The 19,434-nt window shown below is 73.1% G+C and carries 17 protein-coding genes; 10 read left to right on the top strand and 7 right to left on the bottom strand.

Annotated elements, in window-relative coordinates; genetic code table 11:
• Positions 1-157: 157 nt before the first annotated feature.
• Positions 158-763, top strand: coding sequence for a pyridoxamine 5'-phosphate oxidase family protein (locus BM064_RS09850; protein WP_092859588.1), 606 nt, complete (start codon positions 158-160; stop codon positions 761-763).
• Positions 764-898: 135 nt separating this feature from the next.
• Here the strand turns inward: BM064_RS09850 and BM064_RS09845 are convergent, their stop codons facing one another.
• Both BM064_RS09845 and BM064_RS09840 read right to left on the bottom strand, forming a co-directional pair.
• A complete protein-coding gene (locus BM064_RS09845; protein ID WP_092859587.1) occupies positions 899-3,394 on the bottom strand; it encodes a GcvT family protein in 2,496 nt (831 codons plus the stop codon).
• 265 nt (positions 3,395-3,659) lie between these two features.
• Positions 3,660-4,358 (bottom strand): aspartate/glutamate racemase family protein, encoded by a 699-nt coding sequence (locus BM064_RS09840; protein ID WP_092859586.1) that lies wholly within the window; start codon positions 4,356-4,358, stop codon positions 3,660-3,662.
• Positions 4,359-4,533: 175 nt separating this feature from the next.
• Between BM064_RS09840 and ccmC the strand changes: the two genes are divergently transcribed.
• From ccmC to BM064_RS09820, 4 genes are all read left to right on the top strand, one after another.
• Positions 4,534-5,301: a heme ABC transporter permease CcmC gene (ccmC, locus tag BM064_RS09835; RefSeq protein WP_092859585.1), complete on the top strand. Its 768-nt coding sequence runs from the start codon at positions 4,534-4,536 to the stop codon at positions 5,299-5,301.
• Positions 5,301-5,477, top strand: coding sequence for a heme exporter protein CcmD (gene ccmD, locus BM064_RS09830; protein WP_245779112.1), 177 nt, complete (start codon positions 5,301-5,303; stop codon positions 5,475-5,477). The genes ccmC and ccmD overlap by 1 nt, the downstream gene beginning before the upstream one ends.
• Positions 5,474-6,040, top strand: a complete 567-nt coding sequence (locus BM064_RS09825; protein WP_092859584.1) for a DsbE family thiol:disulfide interchange protein — start codon at positions 5,474-5,476, stop codon at positions 6,038-6,040. Before ccmD ends, BM064_RS09825 begins: the two co-directional genes overlap by 4 nt.
• Positions 6,041-6,135: 95 nt before the next feature.
• Positions 6,136-6,378: a hypothetical protein gene (locus tag BM064_RS09820; RefSeq protein WP_092859583.1), complete on the top strand. Its 243-nt coding sequence runs from the start codon at positions 6,136-6,138 to the stop codon at positions 6,376-6,378.
• A gap of 27 nt (positions 6,379-6,405) precedes the next feature.
• On the opposite strand, the gene BM064_RS09815 is transcribed toward BM064_RS09820, so the two are convergent.
• Both BM064_RS09815 and trpS read right to left on the bottom strand, forming a co-directional pair.
• A complete protein-coding gene (locus BM064_RS09815) occupies positions 6,406-6,984 on the bottom strand; it encodes a septation protein A (RefSeq protein WP_092859582.1) in 579 nt (192 codons plus the stop codon).
• A gap of 201 nt (positions 6,985-7,185) precedes the next feature.
• On the bottom strand, positions 7,186-8,262 hold the full coding sequence (gene trpS, locus BM064_RS09810) for a tryptophan--tRNA ligase (protein ID WP_092859581.1): 1,077 nt from the start codon (positions 8,260-8,262) through the stop codon (positions 7,186-7,188).
• A gap of 135 nt (positions 8,263-8,397) precedes the next feature.
• Between trpS and BM064_RS09805 the strand changes: the two genes are divergently transcribed.
• Positions 8,398-9,051 carry a rhomboid family protein gene (locus BM064_RS09805; RefSeq protein WP_092859580.1) on the top strand — a complete coding sequence of 218 codons (654 nt, stop codon included), beginning with the start codon at positions 8,398-8,400 and terminating at the stop codon, positions 9,049-9,051.
• 13 nt (positions 9,052-9,064) lie between these two features.
• Here the strand turns inward: BM064_RS09805 and murJ are convergent, their stop codons facing one another.
• From murJ to BM064_RS09790, 3 genes are all read right to left on the bottom strand, one after another.
• Positions 9,065-10,642 (bottom strand): murein biosynthesis integral membrane protein MurJ, encoded by a 1,578-nt coding sequence (gene murJ, locus BM064_RS09800; protein ID WP_177236213.1) that lies wholly within the window; start codon positions 10,640-10,642, stop codon positions 9,065-9,067.
• 111 nt (positions 10,643-10,753) lie between these two features.
• Positions 10,754-13,579 carry a [protein-PII] uridylyltransferase gene (locus tag BM064_RS09795; protein ID WP_092859840.1) on the bottom strand — a complete coding sequence of 942 codons (2,826 nt, stop codon included), beginning with the start codon at positions 13,577-13,579 and terminating at the stop codon, positions 10,754-10,756.
• An 87-nt stretch (positions 13,580-13,666) separates the two neighbouring features.
• Positions 13,667-14,944, bottom strand: coding sequence for a penicillin-binding protein activator (locus BM064_RS09790; RefSeq protein WP_092859578.1), 1,278 nt, complete (start codon positions 14,942-14,944; stop codon positions 13,667-13,669).
• A 215-nt stretch (positions 14,945-15,159) separates the two neighbouring features.
• On the opposite strand from BM064_RS09790, the gene rsmI reads away from it, so the two are divergent.
• The 4 genes from rsmI to BM064_RS09770 all read left to right on the top strand — a co-directional run bounded on the left by rsmI (position 15,160) and on the right by BM064_RS09770 (position 19,172).
• The gene (gene rsmI / locus BM064_RS09785; protein ID WP_425426161.1) at positions 15,160-15,981 is read left to right on the top strand and encodes a 16S rRNA (cytidine(1402)-2'-O)-methyltransferase; all 822 of its coding nucleotides are present in this window, start codon (positions 15,160-15,162) and stop codon (positions 15,979-15,981) included.
• Positions 15,982-16,035: 54 nt separating this feature from the next.
• Positions 16,036-16,437 carry a YraN family protein gene (locus tag BM064_RS09780; protein WP_092859576.1) on the top strand — a complete coding sequence of 134 codons (402 nt, stop codon included), beginning with the start codon at positions 16,036-16,038 and terminating at the stop codon, positions 16,435-16,437.
• 128 nt (positions 16,438-16,565) lie between these two features.
• Positions 16,566-17,519 (top strand): glutathione synthase, encoded by a 954-nt coding sequence (gene gshB, locus BM064_RS09775; protein ID WP_092859575.1) that lies wholly within the window; start codon positions 16,566-16,568, stop codon positions 17,517-17,519.
• Between the two features lie 135 nt (positions 17,520-17,654).
• A complete protein-coding gene (locus tag BM064_RS09770; protein WP_092859574.1) occupies positions 17,655-19,172 on the top strand; it encodes a YifB family Mg chelatase-like AAA ATPase in 1,518 nt (505 codons plus the stop codon).
• Positions 19,173-19,434: the final 262 nt, after the last annotated feature.

The following is a 19,434-nucleotide window of genomic DNA, read 5'->3' as shown; positions in this document are numbered from 1 at the left end:
TTCGCCTCGCATCCGGAGGCGGCGCGGAAGCGGATCCGGCGGGTTCGCCCGGTCTTGGGGACCGGGACGGACAGGGAGGAGGGGCGGCGTCCTTGGGGGGACGCGGTCCCTTCTTCATGTCGGGAGGGTCCCTTCCGATCGACGCAGGAGACCCCCGATGACCGCGCGCTACCGCGACCTGCTGTTCACCGACGCCGTGCGCGAGGCGCAGGCCGCCCTCAACGGCCGGGCCTTCGGGTCGGCGGGGGCCTCGGCCCCCGACCGGCTGGGCCCGGACGAGGCCGCCTTCATCGCCTCGCGCGAGAGCTTCTACATGGCGACGGTCTCCGCCTCGGGCTGGCCTTACGTGCAGCACCGCGGCGGGCCGCCGGGCTTCGTGCAGGCGCTGGACCCGGGGCGGCTGGCCTTCGTGGACCTGCGCGGGAACCGGCAGTACATCAGCCTGGGCAACGTCGCGGGGGACGCGCGCGCGGCGCTGTTCTTCATGGACTACGCCCGCCAGGGCCGGCTGAAGGCGCTGGCCCGGATCGAGGTCGTGGCGCTGGAGGCCGAGCCGGCGCTCGCCGACGCGCTGGCCCCTGGCCCCCTGCGGGAGAAGGCCGAGCGGCTGATGATCCTCCACCTCGAGGCCTTCGACTGGAACTGCAACCAGCACATCACGCCCCGCTGGACGGAGGCGGAGCTGGCCCCCGCCATCGGCAAGCTGCACGCCCGGATCCGGGAGCTGGAAGCCCGCCTCGCGGCGCTGGGCGAGACGCCCTGAGCCGGAGGTGCGCTCCCTCCGCCCCGCGGGCGGCGCGACGGTGGTCCGGCCGGGAGGCCGGGGGGCGGAGCGGCGAAGGCCCCGGGGGGCGCCCGGGGCCTTGCAGGTCGGAGGGGGCGGCCCGGGGCCGCCGGCTCAGCCGTCGAGGCGCAGGCGGGCGTTCTCGGGGTCGTGGGGGGAGTCCTCGACCACCTCCGCCGGGTAACGGTCGTCCATGATCAGGACCTCGAGCTTCGTGCCGGGGACCGCGAGCTCGGGCGGCAGGTAGCCCAGGCCGATGCGCCGGCCGGTGGCGACCGACCAGCCGCCGGAGGTCAGGCGGCCCACCATCCTGCCGTTGGAGTAGAGCGCCTCGCGCCCCCAGGGGTCGGCGGCGAGGGCGCCCTCGGGGCCGTCCATCAGGATCGTGACGCATTTCGCGCGCACGCCGCGGGCCTCCATCGCCGCCTTGCCCTTGAAGTCCTTCCCCATGTCGATGAAGCGCTCGAGCCCCGATTCCAGCGGCGAGGCGTCCCGGCCGAGGTCGGAGCCGAAGGCGCGGTAGCTCTTTTCCAGCCGCATCCAGTTCTGGGCGCGGGCGCCGAAGAAGCCCATGCCATGCGGCTCGCCGGCCTTGACCAGGGCGTCGAAGAGATAGGCCTGCATCTCGATCGGGTGATGCAGCTCGTAGCCGAGCTCGCCGGTGTAGGCGACGCGGATCGCCATGGTCGGGCACATGCCCAGATCGATCTTGCGCATCGACAGCCACGGGAAGCGCTTGTTCGACAGCGCCGTGGCGGGGTCCGCGTCCACGATCAGCGCGCGCAGCACCTCGCGCGACTTCGGACCGGCGATGGCGAGCACGCCCCACTGGGTGGTGACGTCCTGCACCTCGATCCAGCCGAGCACGTCGCGCTTCGCCGCCGCTTCCTTCTCGAAGAAGTCGAAGTCGTAGGCCTGGGCGGCGCCGGCGGTGACCACGTAGAAGTCGTCCTCGGCGAGGCGCACGATGGTCGCCTCGGTGCGCACGGTGCCCGCGTCGGTCAGCGCGTAGGTCAGGTTGATGCGCCCCACCTTCGGCAGCTTGTTGCAGGTCAGCCAGTCGAGGAAGGCCGCCGCCCCCGGACCCTTGATCCGGGTCTTGGCGAAGGGCGAGGCGTCGAACAGGCCCACGCCCTCGCGCACCAGCTTCGCTTCGGCTTCCGCGTATTTCCACCAGCCGCCGCGGCGGAAGGACCGCGCGCCGTGGTCGTCGAAGCCGGCGGGCGCGAAGTAGTTGGGCCGCTCGAACCCGTTGACCTGGCCGAACTGGGCGCCGGCGGCCTTCAGCTTCTCGTAGGCGGGCGTGGTGCGCAGGGGGCGGGCGGCCTCGCGCTCCTCGTCGGGGTGGTGGAGGACGTAGACGTGCTCGTAGCACTCCTCGTTCTTGGTGGCGGCGTATTCGCGGTTCACCCAACGGCCGTAGCGGCGGGGGTCGAGCGACCACATGTCGATCTCGGCCTCGCCCTCGGTCATCATCTGCGCGAGGTAGTGGCCGGTGCCGCCGGCCGCCGTGATGCCGAAGGAGAAGCCCTCGGCGAACCAGAAGTTCGGCACACCCGGCGCGGGGCCGACCAGCGGGTTGCCGTCGGGCGTGTAGCAGATCGGGCCGTTGTAGTCGTCCTTCAGCCCCACCGACTCCGAGGACGGAATGCGGTGGATCATCGACATGTACTCTTCCTCGATCCGCTCGAGGTCGAGCTTCAGGAGGTCGGCGCGGAAGGTGTCGGGCACGCCGAACTTGGCCCAGGCGGGGGCGTTGCGCTCGTAGGGGCCCAGGATCCAGCCGCCGCGCTCCTCGCGCACGTACCACTTGGCGTCGGCGTCGCGCAGGACCGGGTGCTCGGGCGCGGTCTTGCGGTAGTCGACGAGCGCGGGGTCGGGCTCGGTGACGATGTACTGGTGCTCGACCGGCATCGCGGGGATGTAGCAGCCGATCATCGCGGCGGTGCGCTGGGCGTGGTTGCCAGTGGCGGTGACCACGTGCTCGCAGGTGATCTCGGAAGTCTCGCCCGAGGGGACGAGGTTGCCGCCCTTCTCGACCATGTGGGCGACCTTCACCACCCACTCGCCGTTGCGCCGCTCGAACCCGTCGACCTGGACCTTGCGGATGATGGTGCAGCCCAGCTGCCGGGCGCCCTTGGCCATCGCCTGCGTCACGTCGGCGGGGTTGATGTAGCCGTCGCCGGGGTGGAGGATCGCGCCCTTCAGGTCGTCGGCGCGCACCAGCGGCCAGCGGTCGGCGATCTGCTTCGGCGTCATCCACTCCACCTCGACGCCCACGGTCTCGGCGGTGGAGGCGTAGAGGCGGTATTCGTCCATCCGCGCGTCGGTCTGGGCCATGCGCAGGTTGCCGACCTGGTAGAAGCCGGGGTTCAGGCCGGTCTCGGCCTCCAGCCCCTTGTAGAACTCGACCGAGTACTTGTGGATGTGGCTGGTCGCGTAGCTCATGTTGAACAGCGGCAGCAGCCCGGCGGCATGCCAGGTGGAGCCCGCCGTCAGCTCGTCGCGCTCCAGCAGGATCGTCTCCCACCCCGCCTTCGCCAGGTGGTAGGCGATCGAGACCCCGACCGCTCCGCCGCCGACCACGACCGCCCGCGCCTGCGTCTTCATGCCTGGGATCTCCTCGCGCCCGACCTGCACTGGCGCCCACGTCTAGCGCCCCCGCGCGGGGCGGGAGGGCGAAGGGGCGACGCAAGCCGGTCGGATCGCGACGCGCGCGGCCGGGTCGCGGGTCGCCAGGCGCCGCGGACCGGGGCGTGAAGGCGAGCGCCCTGCGCCCCGGGCCCCCGGGACGGCGGCGCGACGCCGGCCCTGCGCCGCGGGCGAAGGGCGGACACGGGCGCGAGGGTCGACGCGGCGCCTGCGCGGGCGGGGCTCAGCGCCGCGCCAGCGCCTCGGCGGCGCGCCAGCCGGCGCGCATCGGCTCGACCACGGGCAGGCCCCAGCCTTCGAGGATCGGCAGCATCCCGGCCATGCAGGTGCAGCCGGTGATCAGCGCGTCGGCGCCCGTCTCGGCCAGCGTCGCCTCGCAGACCCTCCGCACCTCCTGCATCGGGGCGAAGCCGCAGGTCATGAACTCCGAGATCGGGTCGCCGCCCTGGTGCAGGGTCTCGAGGTCCTCGTCGCGCGAGAGGAACCGGATCGCCCGGCAATCGTCCTGCGCGCCCGCGTCGGCGAGCACGTGGCGGTAGATGAAGCCCATCCGCGGCGGCCACAGGGTGACGATGGCGAAGCCCCCTCCCTGCACCCCGCCCCGCGCCTGCGCCGCGCGCACCGCCGCCTCGCCGCAGCCGACCACCGGCACCGGAACCTGAGCGCGCAGCGCCGCGAGGCCGTAGTCGCCCACGGTGTTCACCAGGATCGCGTCGCAGCCCGCCCGCGCCGCCTCGATCCCCGCCGCGACATAGGCGCGTTCGGCGATGGCGCGCCCCTCGGGCGTGCCGGGGAAGGCGGAGCCCTTCAGCTCCACCAGAACCGGCTCCACCCCCGGCGAGGCGAGCTCCCGGATCGGCTCGGGCACGCCCTCGCCGCCCTGTCCGCCGTCGCCCACGCCCAGCACCGCGATGCGCGCCATGCCCCGCTCCTCCCTCCGCTCCGCCGTCCCGGCACGATGTCATGTCCGGACAAACTTGCAAGCGCGGCGGGGCGACCCGGGGCGGGCTGCGGCGACCTGGCCCCCGCGGGTTCGTGAGCGGTCCGGCGCCATGGCCGCATTGCCCGAAGGGCCGGGACCGGCTAACGACTCCCCCATGTCGATCTGGCCGAAATCGATCTGGGACGTCGCGAACCCCGCCCGCTTCATGCGGCTGAGCGGGGCGCTGCTGCCCTGGGTCTCGGCCGCCGCGGCGCTGGCGCTGGGGGGCGGGCTGGTCTGGGGGTTCTTCTTCACCCCGGACGACTACCAGCAGGGCTCGACCGTCAAGATCATCTACATCCACGTCCCCGCGGCGACGCTGGCGATCAACGTCTACGCCTTCATGGGGATCATGAGCCTGATCTGGCTGATCCGCCGCCACCATGTCTCGGCGCTGGCCGCCAAGGCGGCGGCCCCCATCGGCGCCGGCATGACGCTCGCCGCCATCGTCACCGGCGCGCTGTGGGGCCAGCCGATGTGGGGGACCTGGTGGGCCTGGGACCCGCGGCTGACCGCCTTCCTGATCATGCTGTTCTTCTATGCCGGCTACATCGCGCTGTGGGCCGCGATCGAGGATCCGGACGCCGCCGCCGACCTGACCGCGGTGCTGTGCCTGGTCGGCTCGGTCTTCGCCATCGTCTCGCGCTACGCGGTGATCTTCTGGGCGCAGGGCCTGCACCAGGGCGCCTCGCTGTCGATGGACCGGGAGACCAACGTCGCCGACGTGTTCTGGCGCCCGCTGGTCCTGTCGCTCGCCGGCTTCTTCCTGCTGTTCCTGGCGCTGCTGCTGCTGCGCACCCGGACCGAGATCCGCCTGCGCCGCGCCCGCGCCATCCGCCTCGCCGCCGGCGAGGGCGCCGAGCCCCCGGGGGAGGCCGCCTGATGCCCGATCTCGGCTCCTACGCGCCCTATATCCTGGGGTCCTACCTCGGCACGCTGGCCATCGTGGCGCTGCTGGTGGGGGCCTCGATCCGCGCCTCCCGCCGCGCCAAGCGCGAGCTCGAGCGGCTGGAGGCCCGCCATTCCCGCCCCTCGCATCGTCGCCGGAGCGCCCCATGACCGATCCCGCGCCGAAGCGCCGCCGCCTCTGGGCCCTGATCCCGCTGATCGCCTTCCTGGCGCTGGCGGGGCTCGCCTGGTCGATGCTGGGCCGCGACCAGGACGCGCTGCCCTCCGCCCTGATCGAGAAGTCGGTGCCCCAGACCGACCTCGCCAGCCTCCGCCCCGGCGAGCCGCGCCTGACGACCGAGCTGCTCAAGCGTCCCGGCGTGAAGCTGGTGAACATCTGGGCGAGCTGGTGCGGCCCCTGCCGGGTCGAACACCCCGAGCTGATGAAGCTGCAGGCGATGGGGGTCGAGATCGACTCGATCAACTACAAGGACGACCGCGACGCGGCGCTGGGCTTCCTGCAGGAGCTGGGCGACCCCTTCGCCCATGTCGGCGCCGACACCACCGGCCGCGCAGGCATCGAGTGGGGCGTCTACGGCGTGCCCGAGACCTTCGTCGTCGACGGCGAGGGCCGCATCGTCCACAAGCACGTCGGCCCGATCCAGAACAACGACCTCGAGCAGCGGATCCTCCCCGCGATGCGCGAGGCCGGCTGGACCCCGCCCGAGGGCTGATCTCCCCCGCCCGCCGGCACGTCCGCGCGACGGCCCGGCTTTTGATCCGCAGACCTCGACCTCCGCACGACTGCCGTGGCGTCGCCCCGGCGGCGATGCCGGACGCATCGGGGTTCGGCGACGACAAGCCCGAGGGCGGGGGCGGCGACGGTCCGCTCGACGGCGGGGGCGGGGGCGACGACGGGGTGCGCGGCGACGGCTGCGGCGACCTGCCGGCGATCTCGAACGGGACCGACACGCTGTTCTTCGGGCGTCGGCGCGACGTCCGGGACGTCGCCGTCGAGCCCCGCAGGGTCGTGGCGATCGCGCCCTCGCGGAGCTTCTTCTTCGGCGCCTGAGCCCGGCGCGCCGGGCCCGTCCGGGGATCAGGTCCCGTCGGCGCCCTTGCCCTCGCTGCCGTGCTTCTTGATCAGGCCGAACTGCGAGATCACGAACAGGAAGGTGATGACCGGCGAGGCGAAGGTCTTGAACGTGACCCAGAATTCCTCGGTCTGGGTGCGCCAGACGGCCTCGTTCACCACGGCCATGAACAGGAAGAACAGGGCCCAGCGCCGGGTCAGGATCATCCAGCCCTCGTCGGTCAGCGGCATCGCCGCGCCGATCAGGTCCTTGAGGTAGCTCCGACCCCGCAGCAGTCCCCAGCCCAGGGCGGCGGCGAACAGCACGTTGATGATGGTCGGCTTCATCTTGATGAAGGTGGCGTCCTTCAGCCACAGCGTCAGCCCGCCGAAGACCACCACCACCACCGCCGTCACCACCGCCATGCGCGGCACGTCGCGGCTGAGCCACCACGACACGCCCAGCGTGGCCAGGATGGTGGGAATGAACACCGCCGTGGCGGTGAAGATGTCGGTGCGTTGGTAGACCACGAAGAACAGCACCAGCGGCCCGAATTCGAGCGCGGCCTTGACCAGCGGGTTCAGCGGCTTCGTCTGCGTGTCCATGGATACGATCTAGCGAATGGCGAAGGCGAGGTGAAGGCGCCGCTCCGCCGGATTGCGGCGGCGGCGGCCGCATTTGCCATGGCGAATGCCGAACCGCGTCAACATGACCTTACGGAAACATCCTGAAACGAAACCGCTCGGCGCGTTTCGGAACGGCGCGGGGCGGGCGCGGAGAATCAGTCCTGCGCCCGCCCCGGGGTCTCAGCGCGCGCGCGAGCGCAGCAGGCCCACGACGTCGTAGACCTCGTCGATGATCGGGGCGGCGATGGCGTCGGCCTTGTCGGCGCCCTTCGCCAGCACCTGGTCGATGTGGCCCGGGTCGGCGTTCAGCTCGCGCATGCGGGCGTTGATCGGGGCCAGGCTCTCGACCGCGAGGTCGGCCAGCGCCGGCTTGAACTCCGAGAACGGCTTGCCGGCCCACTCGCCGATCACCTCGGCCGTCGTGCGGTTGGACAGCGCGGCCATGATGCCCACCAGGTTCTTCGCCTCGGGGCGCTCGGCGAGGCCGTCGAGGGTCTCGGGCAGGGGCTCGGGGTCGGTGCGGGCCTTGCGGATCTTCTGGGCGATGGCGTCGGCGTCGTCGGTCAGGTTGATGCGGCTCATGTCGGACGCATCCGACTTGGACATCTTCTTGGACCCGTCGCGGAGCGACATCACCCGGGTCGCCACGCCCTCGATCAGCGGCTCGGTCATCGGGAAGAAGCCGGGCTGCCCGTAGTCGAGGTTGAACTTGGTGGCGATGTCGCGGGTCAGCTCCAGGTGCTGCTTCTGGTCCTCGCCCACGGGGACGTGGGTGGCGCGGTAGGCGAGGATGTCGGCCGCCATCAGGACCGGATAGGCGTAGAGGCCGACCGAGGCCGCCTCGCGGTTCTTGCCGGCCTTCTCCTTGAACTGGGTCATCCGGTTCATCCAGCCCACGCGCGCCACGCAGTTGAAGATCCAGGCGAGCTCGGCATGCGCCTGCACCTGGGACTGGTTGAAGAGGATCGACTTCTCCGGGTCGAGGCCGCAGGCGATGAAGGCGGCCGCCAGCTCGCGCGTGGACTTGCGCAGCTCGGCGGGGTCCGGGTTGATGGTCAGCGCGTGCAGGTCGACCATGCAGTAGAGGGTCTCTCCGCCCAGCTCGGCGGCCTCGTCCTGCATCTCGACGAAGCGCTTCACGGCGCCGAGGTAGTTGCCCAGGTGCAGGTTGCCGGTGGGCTGAACGCCCGAGAAGACGCGGCGCGGGTGCACGCGGCCTTCGGTCTCGGCGCCCTGCGCCTCTTGCGTCGGGGTCATATCTGCTGTCCTCCTGCGGCGGCGCGGGCCTTATGCGGCCGGCGACGGGACAGGGTCAAGACGCCGCGCCGCGGCGTCCGCGCGGGTCATCGCCGCGCCTGCAGCCCGTGCGTTCGGGCGAGAGCAAGAGGTTCGATGTTCCAGTTTCCCCCGTTGCCGCCGGTGACGCAGATCCACCGTCAGGTGGCCTTCGCCATCGCCGGCGTGTTCGTGGCGATCGAGCTCCTGTTCCAGCTCGCCGAACTGGGCCTGATCTCGGGGCCGCAGCTTCGGTACGAAACCTACGCGATGTTCTCGTTCTTCGATCCCTGGTTCGACCGGCTGATCGCGGGCGAGCCCACGCCCTCGCGCGTGTGGTGGAGCTTTCTGACCTACGCCTTCCTGCACGGGGGCATGACCCACCTGCTGATGAACACCGCCGCCTTCCTGGGGCTGAGCCTGCTGGTGCTGCGGATCTTCGGGACGCCGCTCTACCTGATGTTCTTCGCGGTCACGGCGATCGGCGGCTCGCTGGGCTATGGGCTGCTGTCGGAGGTCGACGCGCCGATGGTCGGGGCCTCGGGCGTGGTCTTCGGGCTGATCGGGGTGCTGAAATACGCCGAGTTCGCCTTCATCACCCGCCGGCCCGGCGCAGGGTCGATGCGCTCGTTCCTCGGCTCCATCGGGGCGCTGGTGCTGATCAACGTGATCCTGGCGGTGGCGATGGGGGGGATGCTGGCCTGGCAGACCCACCTCGGCGGCTTCGTCGCCGGCTGGGTCGCGGCCTGGATCGTGGTGCCCCGGGCCTGAGGGCGGCCGCGCCTCAGCGCCTGCCGCCCCGGCGCATCGCGGCCTTCAGGTCGCCCACGACCACCCCTTTCAGCGCCACGACCAGCGCGGCGTAGAGCGCCATCGCCCCCAGCACCAGCGCGGCCAGCGCCAGGTAGCGCAGGCCCGGCGCGGCGAGCCAGGGGGCCATGGCCTGCGCCGCCGCCCAGCTCGCGCCGCCCATCAGGACCGAGGCGAGCAGGATGCGCGGCGTGCGCCGGCGCAGGCGGGCGTCGGGCCGGGCCTCCTCGCCGAAGCGGGCGCGGGCGCCGCGCCACAGCAGGAACACGTTCACCCAGGCCGCCAGCGTGGTGGCGACGGCCGCGGAGGTGAAGCCGATCACGGGCGCGAGCCCCACCGCCGCCGCCGCGTTCACCACCAGGCCGACGAGCGCGTAGTTGAAGGGCGTGCGGGTGTCCTCGCGCGCGAAGAACATCGGCTGGGCGATCTTCTGCAGCACGAAGGCCGGCAGACCCGCGCCGTAGATCGCGACGGCGAGCGCGGTGGCGGCCACGTCCTCGGCCTCGAACGCGCCGCGGCCGAACAGCACCGAGGCCAGCGGCCAGGGGATCGCCACCAGCGCCGCGGTGGCGGGCAGGGTGAGGGCGAGCGCGAACTCGGTCGAGCGGCCCATCGCCTCGCGCACCCCGGGCTCGTCGCCGGCCGACAGGCGGCGCGAGAGCTCGGGCAGCAGCACCACGCCGATGGCCACCCCGATCACGCCCAGCGGCAGCTGGTAGAGCCGGTCGGCGTAGTAGAGCCAGGCCACCGCCCCGTCGAACCAGGAGGCGACCTGCCGGCCCACCACCAGGTTGATCTGCATGACCCCGCCGGCGAGCGCCGCGGGGAAGGCGATGATCGCCAGCCGCTTCACCTCGGGCGTCAGGCGGGGCAGGCGCAGGCGGATCGGCATCCCCGCGCGGCTCGCCGCGCGCCACACCAGCCACAGCTGCGCCACGCCCGCGATCGCCGCGCCCCAGGAGGCGCAGAGCCCTTCGACGTAGCCCGGCGGATCGTCGGGGCCGGCCAGGCCCGCGAAGACGCCGGCCTGGGCCACGATCATCGCCCCGATCAGGATCACGTTCAGCAGCGTCGGCGCGGCCGCCGCGGCGGCGAACCTGCCCACCGAGTTCAGCACGCCCGACAGCAGGGCGGCGAGCGAGATGAACAGGATGTAGGGGAAGGTGATGCGCCCGTATTCCACCGTCAGGTCGAAGCGCTCGTCCCCCGCGAAGCCCGAGGCGATGGCCAGCACCAGGAAGGGCATCGCCACCTGGGCGAGCGCGGTGAAGACCAGCAGCACGGTGGTCAGGGCCGCCATCGCCTGCTCGGCGAAGTCGCGGGCGGCGTCGGGGCCCTCGGTCTCGTGCCGGCGGGCGAACATCGGGATGAAGGCGGTGTTGAACGCGCCCTCGGCGAAGAAGCGGCGGAACAGGTTGGGCAGCGTGAAGGCCGCGACGAAGGCCTCGGCCGCGGGGCCGGCGCCCAGCGCCGCGGCGATCATCACGTCGCGCACCAGACCGAGGATGCGGCTCGCCATGGTCCAGCCGCCGACGGTCGCGAAGCTGCGCATCAGCCGCGCCGCGGGGCGCGGAGCGCCGGCGCGGGGGGCGGAGGACGGGTCGGACTCGGGGCCCGGGGGCGACGGCGGAGCCGCGCCCTCCTCGCGCTGGTCGGGCATGGATCAGCCCTCGCCGTCTTCGGGGGCGGCGGCCTCGATGGCGGCGCGCAGGCGGGTCTCGATGGTCTTCATCTTCCCGGCGGAGGTGATCTTCAGGCCGAACAGGTCCTTGACGTAGAACACGTCGACCGCCTGCTCGCCGTAGGTGGCGATGATCGCGGAGTGGATCGAGATGTTGGCCGCGGCCAGCGCCCGCGTGAGGTCGTAGAGCAGGCCGACGCGGTCGCGGGTGTCGACCTCGATCACCGTGTAGATGTCCGACGAGTGGTTGTCGAAGATCACGTGGGTGGCGAGCTTGAACTTGCTCTCGCGCTTCTTGACCTTGCGCTTGGGCTTCAGCGCCTCGCGCGCCACCACCTCGCCCATCAGGGCCCGTCGCACCATGGTCTGCAGCCGGTCGAGACGCGCCGTCTCGTAGGTCGAGCCGTCGCCGTCCTGGATCCAGAACACCGAATGCGCGTAGCCGTCCGAGGTGGTGGTGATCCGCGCGTCCTTCACGTCCGCCCCGGCCAGGGCCAGCGCGCCGGCGAGGCGCGAGAACAGGCCCGGATGGTCGGCGATGTGGAAGCACACGCGGGTGGCGTCGCGGCTCTCGTCCTGGGTGAAGTCGGCCCCGAAGGCCGAGGGGTCGTCGGGCGTCTCGCGCGCAAGGCGCGCGAAGATCCGCTGCGTCTCGGTGGTGGTCGACAGGAAGAACGGCGCGTAGTGGCGGTCGATCTCGCGCTCGATCTCGGCCTCGGTCCAGCCGTCCTCGGTCAGGGCGGCGCGCAGGGCGTCCTGCGCCTCGCGCAGGCGGTCGACGCCCGAGAGGCCGCCGGCCCCGCCGGTCAGCGCCTCGCGCGTGCGGCGGTGGAGGGTGCGCAGGAGCTGCGCCTTCCAGTTGTTCCACACGCCCGGGCCCACGGCCATGATATCGCAGGCGGTCAGCACCAGCAGCAGGTTCAGGCGCGAGGGCGTGCGCACCTCGTCGGCGAAGGCGCGCACCGTCACCGGGTCGGAGATGTCGCGCTTCTGCGCCACGTCCGACATCAGCAGGTGGTGGCGGATCAGCCAGGCCACCGTGTCGGTCTGCGCCTCGTCGAGGCCCAGCCGCGGGCAGACCTCGCGCGCGATCTCCTCGCCGACCTCGGAGTGGTCGCGCTCCTGCCCCTTGCCGATGTCGTGCAGCAGGAGGGCCACGTAGAGCGAGGTGCGGTCCACCCCCTGCTCGAGGATGCCGGAGGCCACCGGCAGGTCCTCGACCAGGCGGCCCCGCTCGATGCCGTTGAGGATCGAGACGGCGCGGATGGTGTGCTCGTCGACCGTGTAGTGATGATACATGTTGAACTGCATCATCGCGTGGATGCGGCCCCATTCGGGGATGAAGGCGCCGAGCACGCCGAGCTCGTTCATCCGCCGCAGGGCGCGCTCCGGGTCGCCCGAATCCACCAGCATGTGCAGGAAGATGCGGTTGGCGATGGGGTTGGCGCGCAGCGTGTCGTCCACGAGGTCGAGGTTCGCCGCGATCATCCGCATGGCGTTGGGATGGATCAGGGCGCCGGTGCGCAGCCCCTCGTCGAAGAGGCGCAGGATGTTGAGCGGGTCGTCCACGATCACGCTCTCGTCCGGCACGGTCAGCCGGCCGTCGAGCATCTGGAACGGACCCGAGGAGCTGCGCCCCCCCGCCCCGCGGAACGCCTTTACGATGCCGCCGAGGCTGGGGCGCTTCTTGACGTGGCGCGCCTCGAGCGCCGCCAGGAACACGCGGGTCAGCTCGCCCACCGCGGTGGCGTGCTGGAAATAGCGCTGCATGAAGCGCTCGACCGCGGACTGGCCGGGGCGGTCCTCGAAGGTCAGGCGGCGGGCGACCTCGACCTGCATGTCGAAGCTGAGCTGCTCGTTGGCGCGGCCCGAGAGGTAGTGGAGGTGGCAGCGCACCGTCCACAGGAAGGCCTCCGCCTCGGAGAACACCGCCATCTCGTCGGGGGAGAACACGCCCTTCTCCACCAGGTCCGAGGGGGAGCGGGCGTGGTAGAGGTATTTCGCGATCCACCACAGGGTCTGCAGGTCGCGCAGGCCGCCCTTGCCCTCCTTCACGTTCGGCTCGACCACATAGCGAGAGCCGCCGTGGCGCTGGTGGCGCACGGCGCGTTCGTCGAGCTTGGCCTCCACGAACTCGGAGCCGGTGCGGGAGAACAGCTCGTCCCAGAGCCGGTCCTGCAGATCCTCGGCGAGGCGGCGGTCCCCGGAGATGAAGCGCTGCTCCAGCAGGGAGGTGCGGATGGTCACGTCGGATTTGCCCAGCCGCAGGCAGTCGTCGGCGGTGCGGGTCGAGTGGCCGACCTTCATCCGCAGGTCCCACAAGAGGTAGAGGACGGATTCCACGAGGGATTCCACCCAAGGCGTCTGCTTCCAGTGGGTGAGGAACAGCAGGTCGACGTCCGAGTAGGGCGCCATCTCGAACCGCCCGTAGCCGCCGACGGCGAGCACGGCGAGCCGCTCGCCCTCGGTCGGGTTGGGGTTGGGGTGCAGCCAGCGCAGGCCGACTTCCAGCGCCAGGCGCACCACCTCGTCGGTCAGCCAGGCGATGGAGCGGGAGGTGGAGGCGCCGGCCCAGGGGCGGGCGTCGAGCGCCTCGCGGATCGCGGCGTGGCCGGCGTCGAGCGCGTCGCGCAGCGGCTCGGCGCAGGCGGCGCGGACGCCGTCGCGGCCCTTGCCCTCGGCCTGTGCGGCGGCGGCCACCTCGGTCAGGCGGGCGAGGACCGCCGCGGGATCGAGGATCTCCGCGGCGGGTCTGACCAGCATCCCGTCCGTTCCGCCGCCCTGGTCTTCCGGCGAGGGCGGCGCCATGCGGCGCCGGGGGGCGCCGCGGGCGGCGGCCGCGCGGGGCGCGGGGCCTGGTTCGGGGGCGGGCTTGCGTGAGGCCATGGTCTCTCGTCAGGAACCCGGCGCGCCGGGGATCGTTGCAGGCGACACCACCTGCGGGCCGGAAGGCGACGGCGTCAACACGGCGAGAGCGCGCATGTTCAGCCCGTCGCGGGTCAGCCGCCACGGGCCGGCCACGCCGCGGAAGCCGCCGGGATCGGTGATCTCCTCGAGGCCGAAGGGCCGGTCGTCGCCCGAGGCGCGGCCCGCGCGCATCATCTGCGCCGCCGCCGCGACCGCGTCGTAGCCCAGCCAGGCGAAGCGGCCCGGGGCGCGGCCGTAGGCGGCCTGGAAGCGGGCGGCGAAGTCGGACATCGCGACCGGATCGGGCCCGGCGTAGAGCGCGTTCGACAGCGAGCTGTCGCGCTGCAGCTCGGGGTCGGCCATCCCGCCCATGCCCAGGATCGGCGTGCGCATGCCGATGCCGTGGTAGCGCATGAACGAGGCCGCCGCCTGCAGGCCCTGGCCCTCGTCCGGCAGCAGCACGGTGGCGGCGCCGGACCCCTCGAACGAGGCGTCGAAGGCCTGGGAGCTGTCCTGGATGCCCTCGAAGCTGCGCGGGTAGGCCATGACCGGGCTCAGAGCCACGCCGTGGCGGGAGGCGGACTGCTCGGCCGCGGCGCGCGCGACCCGGCCCAGCGGGGTCTCGGGGTAATAGAGGCCGACGCCCCGCCAGCCCTGCTGGGCGGCGTGGGAGAGGATGCGGTCGGTCTCCGAGCTCGCCAGCAGCCCGGCCACCCAGACGTTGCCGCCGCCGGCGGAGGGGGTGTTGGAGAAGGCGATGACGTTCAGCCCCGCGGACTCCACCGCGCGGCCCACGGCGTCGGCGTTGGCGCCGTAGAGCGGCCCGACGATCAGCGCGTCGCCCGCCGCGGCGGCGGCCTGCGCGGCCGAGGCGGCGGTGGCGGCGTCGCCGGCGGTGTCGCGCACGTCCAGCGCCACCACGTCGCCCGCGCCCTCGGCGATCGCCAGGCGGGCGGCGTCCTCGATGTCGCGCGCGGCCGCGGCGGCGCCGGCGTCGGGCGCGGTCAGCGGCGCGAGCAGGGCGACGCGGGCGGGTCCCGAGAGGCTCACCCGCCCGCCCTCGCCCGGCTGCGGCCCGGCAGGGGACGCGGTCTGCGTGCGGGAGGGGCCGGGAGCCGAGGCGCGCTCGCCCCGGTCGTTGCTCGAGCAGGCGGCCAGCGCGGCCAGCGCGGCGACGGCCAGCGCCCGGGTCAGCGTGATCCCGACGCGGCCCCGTCCCGCGTCCGGCGCGCGGCCTGCGTTGTGCTCCCGAAGCGCCTCGCCCATGTTGACCTCCTGCAATGTTCCGTTCGTCCGTGCGAAGCCCGGGCGGCGGACCCGGGCGACGGCGAGGGACTATGAGCGCAAACACAGGCGCAAGAAAGGCGAAGCTTCGGCGAGGAGGCGACGCAGGGTCCGAGGGCGGTCCGGGCGAAATCGCCGGGTCCGGCGGCGACGGATCCGGGGACGAGGGCGGCCCGCGGCTCGCCCCCGGCCTGCATCTGGTGGCGACCCCGATCGGCAACGCCGCCGACATCACCCTGCGCGCCCTGGACGTTCTGGCGAAGGCGGACGCGCTGGCCGCCGAGGACACCCGCAGCCTGCGCCGGCTGATGGAGATCCACGGCGTGCCGCTGCGCGGCCGGCCGCTGCTGGCCTACCACGACCGCAACGGCGACGCGGCGCGCCCTGCGATCCTGGCGCGGCTGGAGCAGGGCGAAAGCGTGGCGCTGGTCTCCGACGCCGGCACGCCGCTGATCGCCGATCCCGGCTACAAGCTCGCCCGCGACGCGGCCCGCGCCGGCCTGCCGGTGACCGCCGCGCCGGGCCCCAGCGCGGTGCTCGCGGCCCTGAGCCTCGCGGGCCTGCCCACCGACCGGTTCCTCTTCGCGGGCTTCCCGCCGCCCCGCGCCTCCGCCCGGCGCGCCTTCCTCGAGGAGCTGGCGCCGGTCCCCGCCACGCTGGTGTTCCTCGAGAGCCCCCGCCGCACGGCCGCCGCGCTCGCCGACATGGCCCTGACGCTGGGCGCCGACCGCGAGGCGGCCCTGTGCCGCGAGCTGACCAAGCGCTTCGAGGAGGTCCGCCGCGCGCCGCTGGGCGAGCTGGCCGAGACGCTGGCCGGCGAGGACGATCCGCGGGGCGAGGTGGTGCTGGTGATCGGCCCCCCCACCGCCTCCGCGCGTCCCGACGGGGCGACGCTGGACGCGATGCTGGACGCGGCCCTGGAGCGGCTGAGCCTGAAGGACGCCGTGCGCGAGGTGCAGTCGGCCACCGGCCTGCCCCGCAAGGAGGTCTACGCCCGCGCCCTGGAGCGCGGCCGCTAACCTTTCGGCAACCCTTTTGCCCTAAGCCTCCGACGAGCCGAACGGAGAGCCGTCATGTCCCCGATCCCCAGCCTGCCCGCGCTCGACCGCCGCCGCCTGCGCGGACGGACCTCCGGCCTTGTCGGCCGCTCCGCCGAGGATCGGACGCTGCGGCGCTACCTCGCCGCCGGCTGGCGGCTGGCGGCGCGCAACTGGCGCGCCGGCCGCGTCCATGGCAACGGGGAGCTCGACCTTGTGCTCGAGCGCGCCGGAACCTTCGCCTTCGTGGAGGTCAAGTCCCGGCGCACCCTGCTGGAAGCCGGCGAAGCGGTGCGCCCGGCGCAGGTCCGCCGGCTGGAGATGGCCGCGACCCGGTTCCTGGAGCTCGCCGGGGCGCTGGACGCCGACCGTCGCTTCGACCTCGCCGCCTTCGACCGCCACGGCCGCATGGAGATCGTGGAGAACGCCTTCTTCTGACCCGCCCTCCCCTCGCGCCTGCGCGAGCGTCGCGGCATCCGGCTGCGGGGGCGCTTGACGCCGCCCGGAGGCGGGGCGACTGTCCGGCCCGCGCAATTCCCTCGCGCGCCGGCCGGGAGACTTCGGGCATGAGCCTTTCCGTGGCGATCCAGATGGATCCGATCCAGGGCGTCGACATCGACGCCGACACCACCTTCCGCATGGCGGAGGAGGCGCAGGCCCGCGGACACGAGCTGTTCTTCTACACCCCCGACCGCCTGGCCTGGGACGAGGGCCGGGTGAAGGCCACCGGCTGGCCCCTGGTCGTGCGGCGCGAGCGCGGCGACCACTTCGAACTGGGCGAGGCGCGCACCGTCGACCTCTCCACCTACGACGTCGTCCTGCTGCGCCAGGACCCGCCCTTCGACATGTCCTACGTCACCAACACCCACATGCTGGAGCGGCTGAAGGGCTCGGCGCTGGTGATCAACGACCCGTTCTGGGTGCGCAACTGCCCCGAGAAGCTGCTGGTCCTCGATTTCGCCGACCTCTCGCCGGCCACGATGATCGCCCGGTCGCTGGCCGACCTGCGCGCCTTCAAGGAGCGGCATGGCGAGATCATCCTCAAGCCGCTCTACGGCAACGGCGGCGCCGGCGTGTTCCGCCTGCCCCACTCGGACCGAAACCTGGCCTCGCTGCACGAGCTGTTCTCGGGCATCAACCGCGAGCCGCTGATCGCCCAGGCCTTCCTGCCCGCGGTCGAGAAGGGCGACAAGCGCGTGATCCTGATCGAGGGCGAGGCCGTCGGCGTGATCAACCGCGTGCCGCAGAAGGGCGAGACCCGCTCGAACATGCATGTCGGCGGCCGGGCCGAGAAATGCGCGCTCGACGACGCGGATCTCGAGATCGCCCGCCGCATCGGGCCGACCCTGCGCGAGCGCGGCCTGCTGTTCGTGGGAATCGACGTGATCGGCGGCAAGCTGACCGAGATCAACGTCACCTCCCCCACCGGCATGCAGGAGCTGGAGCGCTTCGACGGCGTCAACATCGCCGCGAAGTTCTGGGAGGCCGTCGAGGCCCGCCGCGCCGCCGAGGCCCGCTGAGCGCGGCATCCGCCCGCCCGAGTGCGAGCGGGCGGGCGGCGTCGTTCAGCCCGCCTAAGCGGCGACCGGCGCCATTAAGCGGCGATTAACCTTGTCCCTGTCTGATCGCCCCCGCCGACAAGCGGGAGCGCGACGATGGTTTCCAGGTGCTACAGCGTGGCCTTCCAGGGCGTGGAGGCCTGCGAGATCGACGTGCAGTGCCAGCTCTCCGCCGGCACCCCCAGCTTCCAGGTCGTGGGCCTGCCCGACAAGGCGGTGGCGGAGTCGCGCGAGCGGGTCCGCGCCGCCCTGACCGCGATGGGCGTGGCGATGCCCACCAAGCGGGTGGTGGTGAACCTCGCCCCCGCCGACCTGCCCAAGGAGGGCGCCCATTTCGACCTGCCCATCGCCATCGCCCTGCTGGCGGAGATGGGCATGGTCCCGGCCGAGGACGCGGCCCAGATGCTGGCGATGGGGGAGCTCGGTCTCGACGGCCGCATCGCCTCGGTCCCCGGCGTGCTGCCCGCCGCGGTGCAGGCCGCGGCCGGGGGCAAGACGCTGATCTGCCCGCTCGCGAACGGCCCCGAGGCCGCCATCGTCGACGCGGCCGAGATCGCCGCCCCCGCCAGCCTGGTGGCTCTGGTCAACCACATGACCGGCCGCCAGGCCCTGTCGCGCCCCACCCCCGCCGAGATGTCCCGGCAGGCCCTGCGCACCCATGACCTCGTCGAGGTGAAAGGCCAGGAGAAGGCCCGCCGCGCGCTGGAGATCGCCGCCGCCGGCGGTCACAACCTGCTGCTGATCGGCCCGCCGGGCGTCGGGAAATCCATGCTGGCCAAGTGCCTGCCCGGGATCCTGCCGCCGATGTCGGCGCAGGAGGCGCTGGAGGTGAGCATGGTCCGCTCGGTCGCCCATGCCTTCGCCGACGAGGGGCTGAGCCGGGTCAGGCCGTTCATGGACCCGCATCACTCGGCCTCGGCCGCCTCGCTGACCGGGGGCGGCCGCAGGGCCGGGCCGGGGGAGGTGAGCCTCGCGCACAACGGGGTCCTGTTCCTCGACGAGATTGCGGAGTTCGACCGCGGCGTGCTGGACCAGCTGCGTCAGCCGCTGGAGTCCGGCACGATCACCGTCAGCCGGGCGGCGGCGCATGTGCGCTATCCCTGCCGGGTGCAGCTGATCGCGGCGATGAACCCCTGCCGCTGCGGGAACCTGGCGCTGCCGGGCAAGGCCTGCTCGCGCGCGCCGAAATGCGGGGCGGACTACCAGTCGAAGATCTCGGGGCCGCTGCTCGACCGCATCGACCTGGTGGTGGAGACGCCCGCCACTTCCGCCGCCGACCTGATGCGCCTGCCGAAGGGCGAGCCGAGCGCCTCGGTCGCCGAGCGGGTGGCGCGGGCGCGGCGGGTGCAGGCGGAGCGCTACGAGGTGCTCGGCGCGCCGGTGCGGCTGAACGCGCAGGCCGAGGGCTCGACGCTGGAGACGGCGGCCGGGATGGACGCCGAGGCGCAGGACCTGCTGGAGCGGGCCTCGGAGAAGCTGCAGCTCTCGGCCCGCGGCCATTCCCGCGCGATCCGCATCGCGCGCACCATCGCCGACCTGGAGGAGGCGCCCTGCGTCCGGCGCCCCCACGTGGCCGAGGCGATCGGCTATCGCCGGACGCTGGCGGCGGCCTGACCGGACAGGGCGCGCGCGCGGCGCGGTCCGCGCCCCCTGCCGGCGGGCTCCCACCCGCCCGCCCCCGCCCGCCGCCAGGGGGCGCGGACCTGCCCGTGGGGCCCTGCGCGCCGGCCGCGGCGCCGGCGGCGGGCCATCGCGTCCCGACGCCCGCCGCCGCGCCCCCGCCCGGCGCGCCGGGGTGGGCGGGCGGGAGGCGTGCCGGGCGGGGGCGCGGCCTTCGCGCCCGTGCGCTCGGCCGGGTCTTCCGCCTGCCGCGGGC

This window comes from Albimonas pacifica (assembly GCF_900113695.1).
Lineage (GTDB): Bacteria > Pseudomonadota > Alphaproteobacteria > Rhodobacterales > Rhodobacteraceae > Albimonas > Albimonas pacifica.
This window is presented reverse-complemented; position numbering and strand designations above follow the sequence as displayed.

Coding starts and splice junctions, on each gene's coding strand:
- BM064_RS09850 (WP_092859588.1), top strand. CDS start 158: ATGACCGCGCGCTACCGCGACCTGCTGTTCACCGACGCCGTGCGCGAG.
- BM064_RS09845 (WP_092859587.1), bottom strand. CDS start 3,394: ATGAAGACGCAGGCGCGGGCGGTCGTGGTCGGCGGCGGAGCGGTCGGG.
- BM064_RS09840 (WP_092859586.1), bottom strand. CDS start 4,358: ATGGCGCGCATCGCGGTGCTGGGCGTGGGCGACGGCGGACAGGGCGGC.
- ccmC (WP_092859585.1), top strand. CDS start 4,534: ATGTCGATCTGGCCGAAATCGATCTGGGACGTCGCGAACCCCGCCCGC.
- ccmD (WP_245779112.1), top strand. CDS start 5,301: ATGCCCGATCTCGGCTCCTACGCGCCCTATATCCTGGGGTCCTACCTC.
- BM064_RS09825 (WP_092859584.1), top strand. CDS start 5,474: ATGACCGATCCCGCGCCGAAGCGCCGCCGCCTCTGGGCCCTGATCCCG.
- BM064_RS09820 (WP_092859583.1), top strand. CDS start 6,136: ATGCCGGACGCATCGGGGTTCGGCGACGACAAGCCCGAGGGCGGGGGC.
- BM064_RS09815 (WP_092859582.1), bottom strand. CDS start 6,984: ATGGACACGCAGACGAAGCCGCTGAACCCGCTGGTCAAGGCCGCGCTC.
- trpS (WP_092859581.1), bottom strand. CDS start 8,262: ATGACCCCGACGCAAGAGGCGCAGGGCGCCGAGACCGAAGGCCGCGTG.
- BM064_RS09805 (WP_092859580.1), top strand. CDS start 8,398: ATGTTCCAGTTTCCCCCGTTGCCGCCGGTGACGCAGATCCACCGTCAG.
- murJ (WP_177236213.1), bottom strand. CDS start 10,642: ATGCGCAGCTTCGCGACCGTCGGCGGCTGGACCATGGCGAGCCGCATC.
- BM064_RS09795 (WP_092859840.1), bottom strand. CDS start 13,579: ATGGCGCCGCCCTCGCCGGAAGACCAGGGCGGCGGAACGGACGGGATG.
- BM064_RS09790 (WP_092859578.1), bottom strand. CDS start 14,944: ATGGGCGAGGCGCTTCGGGAGCACAACGCAGGCCGCGCGCCGGACGCG.
- BM064_RS09780 (WP_092859576.1), top strand. CDS start 16,036: ATGTCCCCGATCCCCAGCCTGCCCGCGCTCGACCGCCGCCGCCTGCGC.
- gshB (WP_092859575.1), top strand. CDS start 16,566: ATGAGCCTTTCCGTGGCGATCCAGATGGATCCGATCCAGGGCGTCGAC.
- BM064_RS09770 (WP_092859574.1), top strand. CDS start 17,655: ATGGTTTCCAGGTGCTACAGCGTGGCCTTCCAGGGCGTGGAGGCCTGC.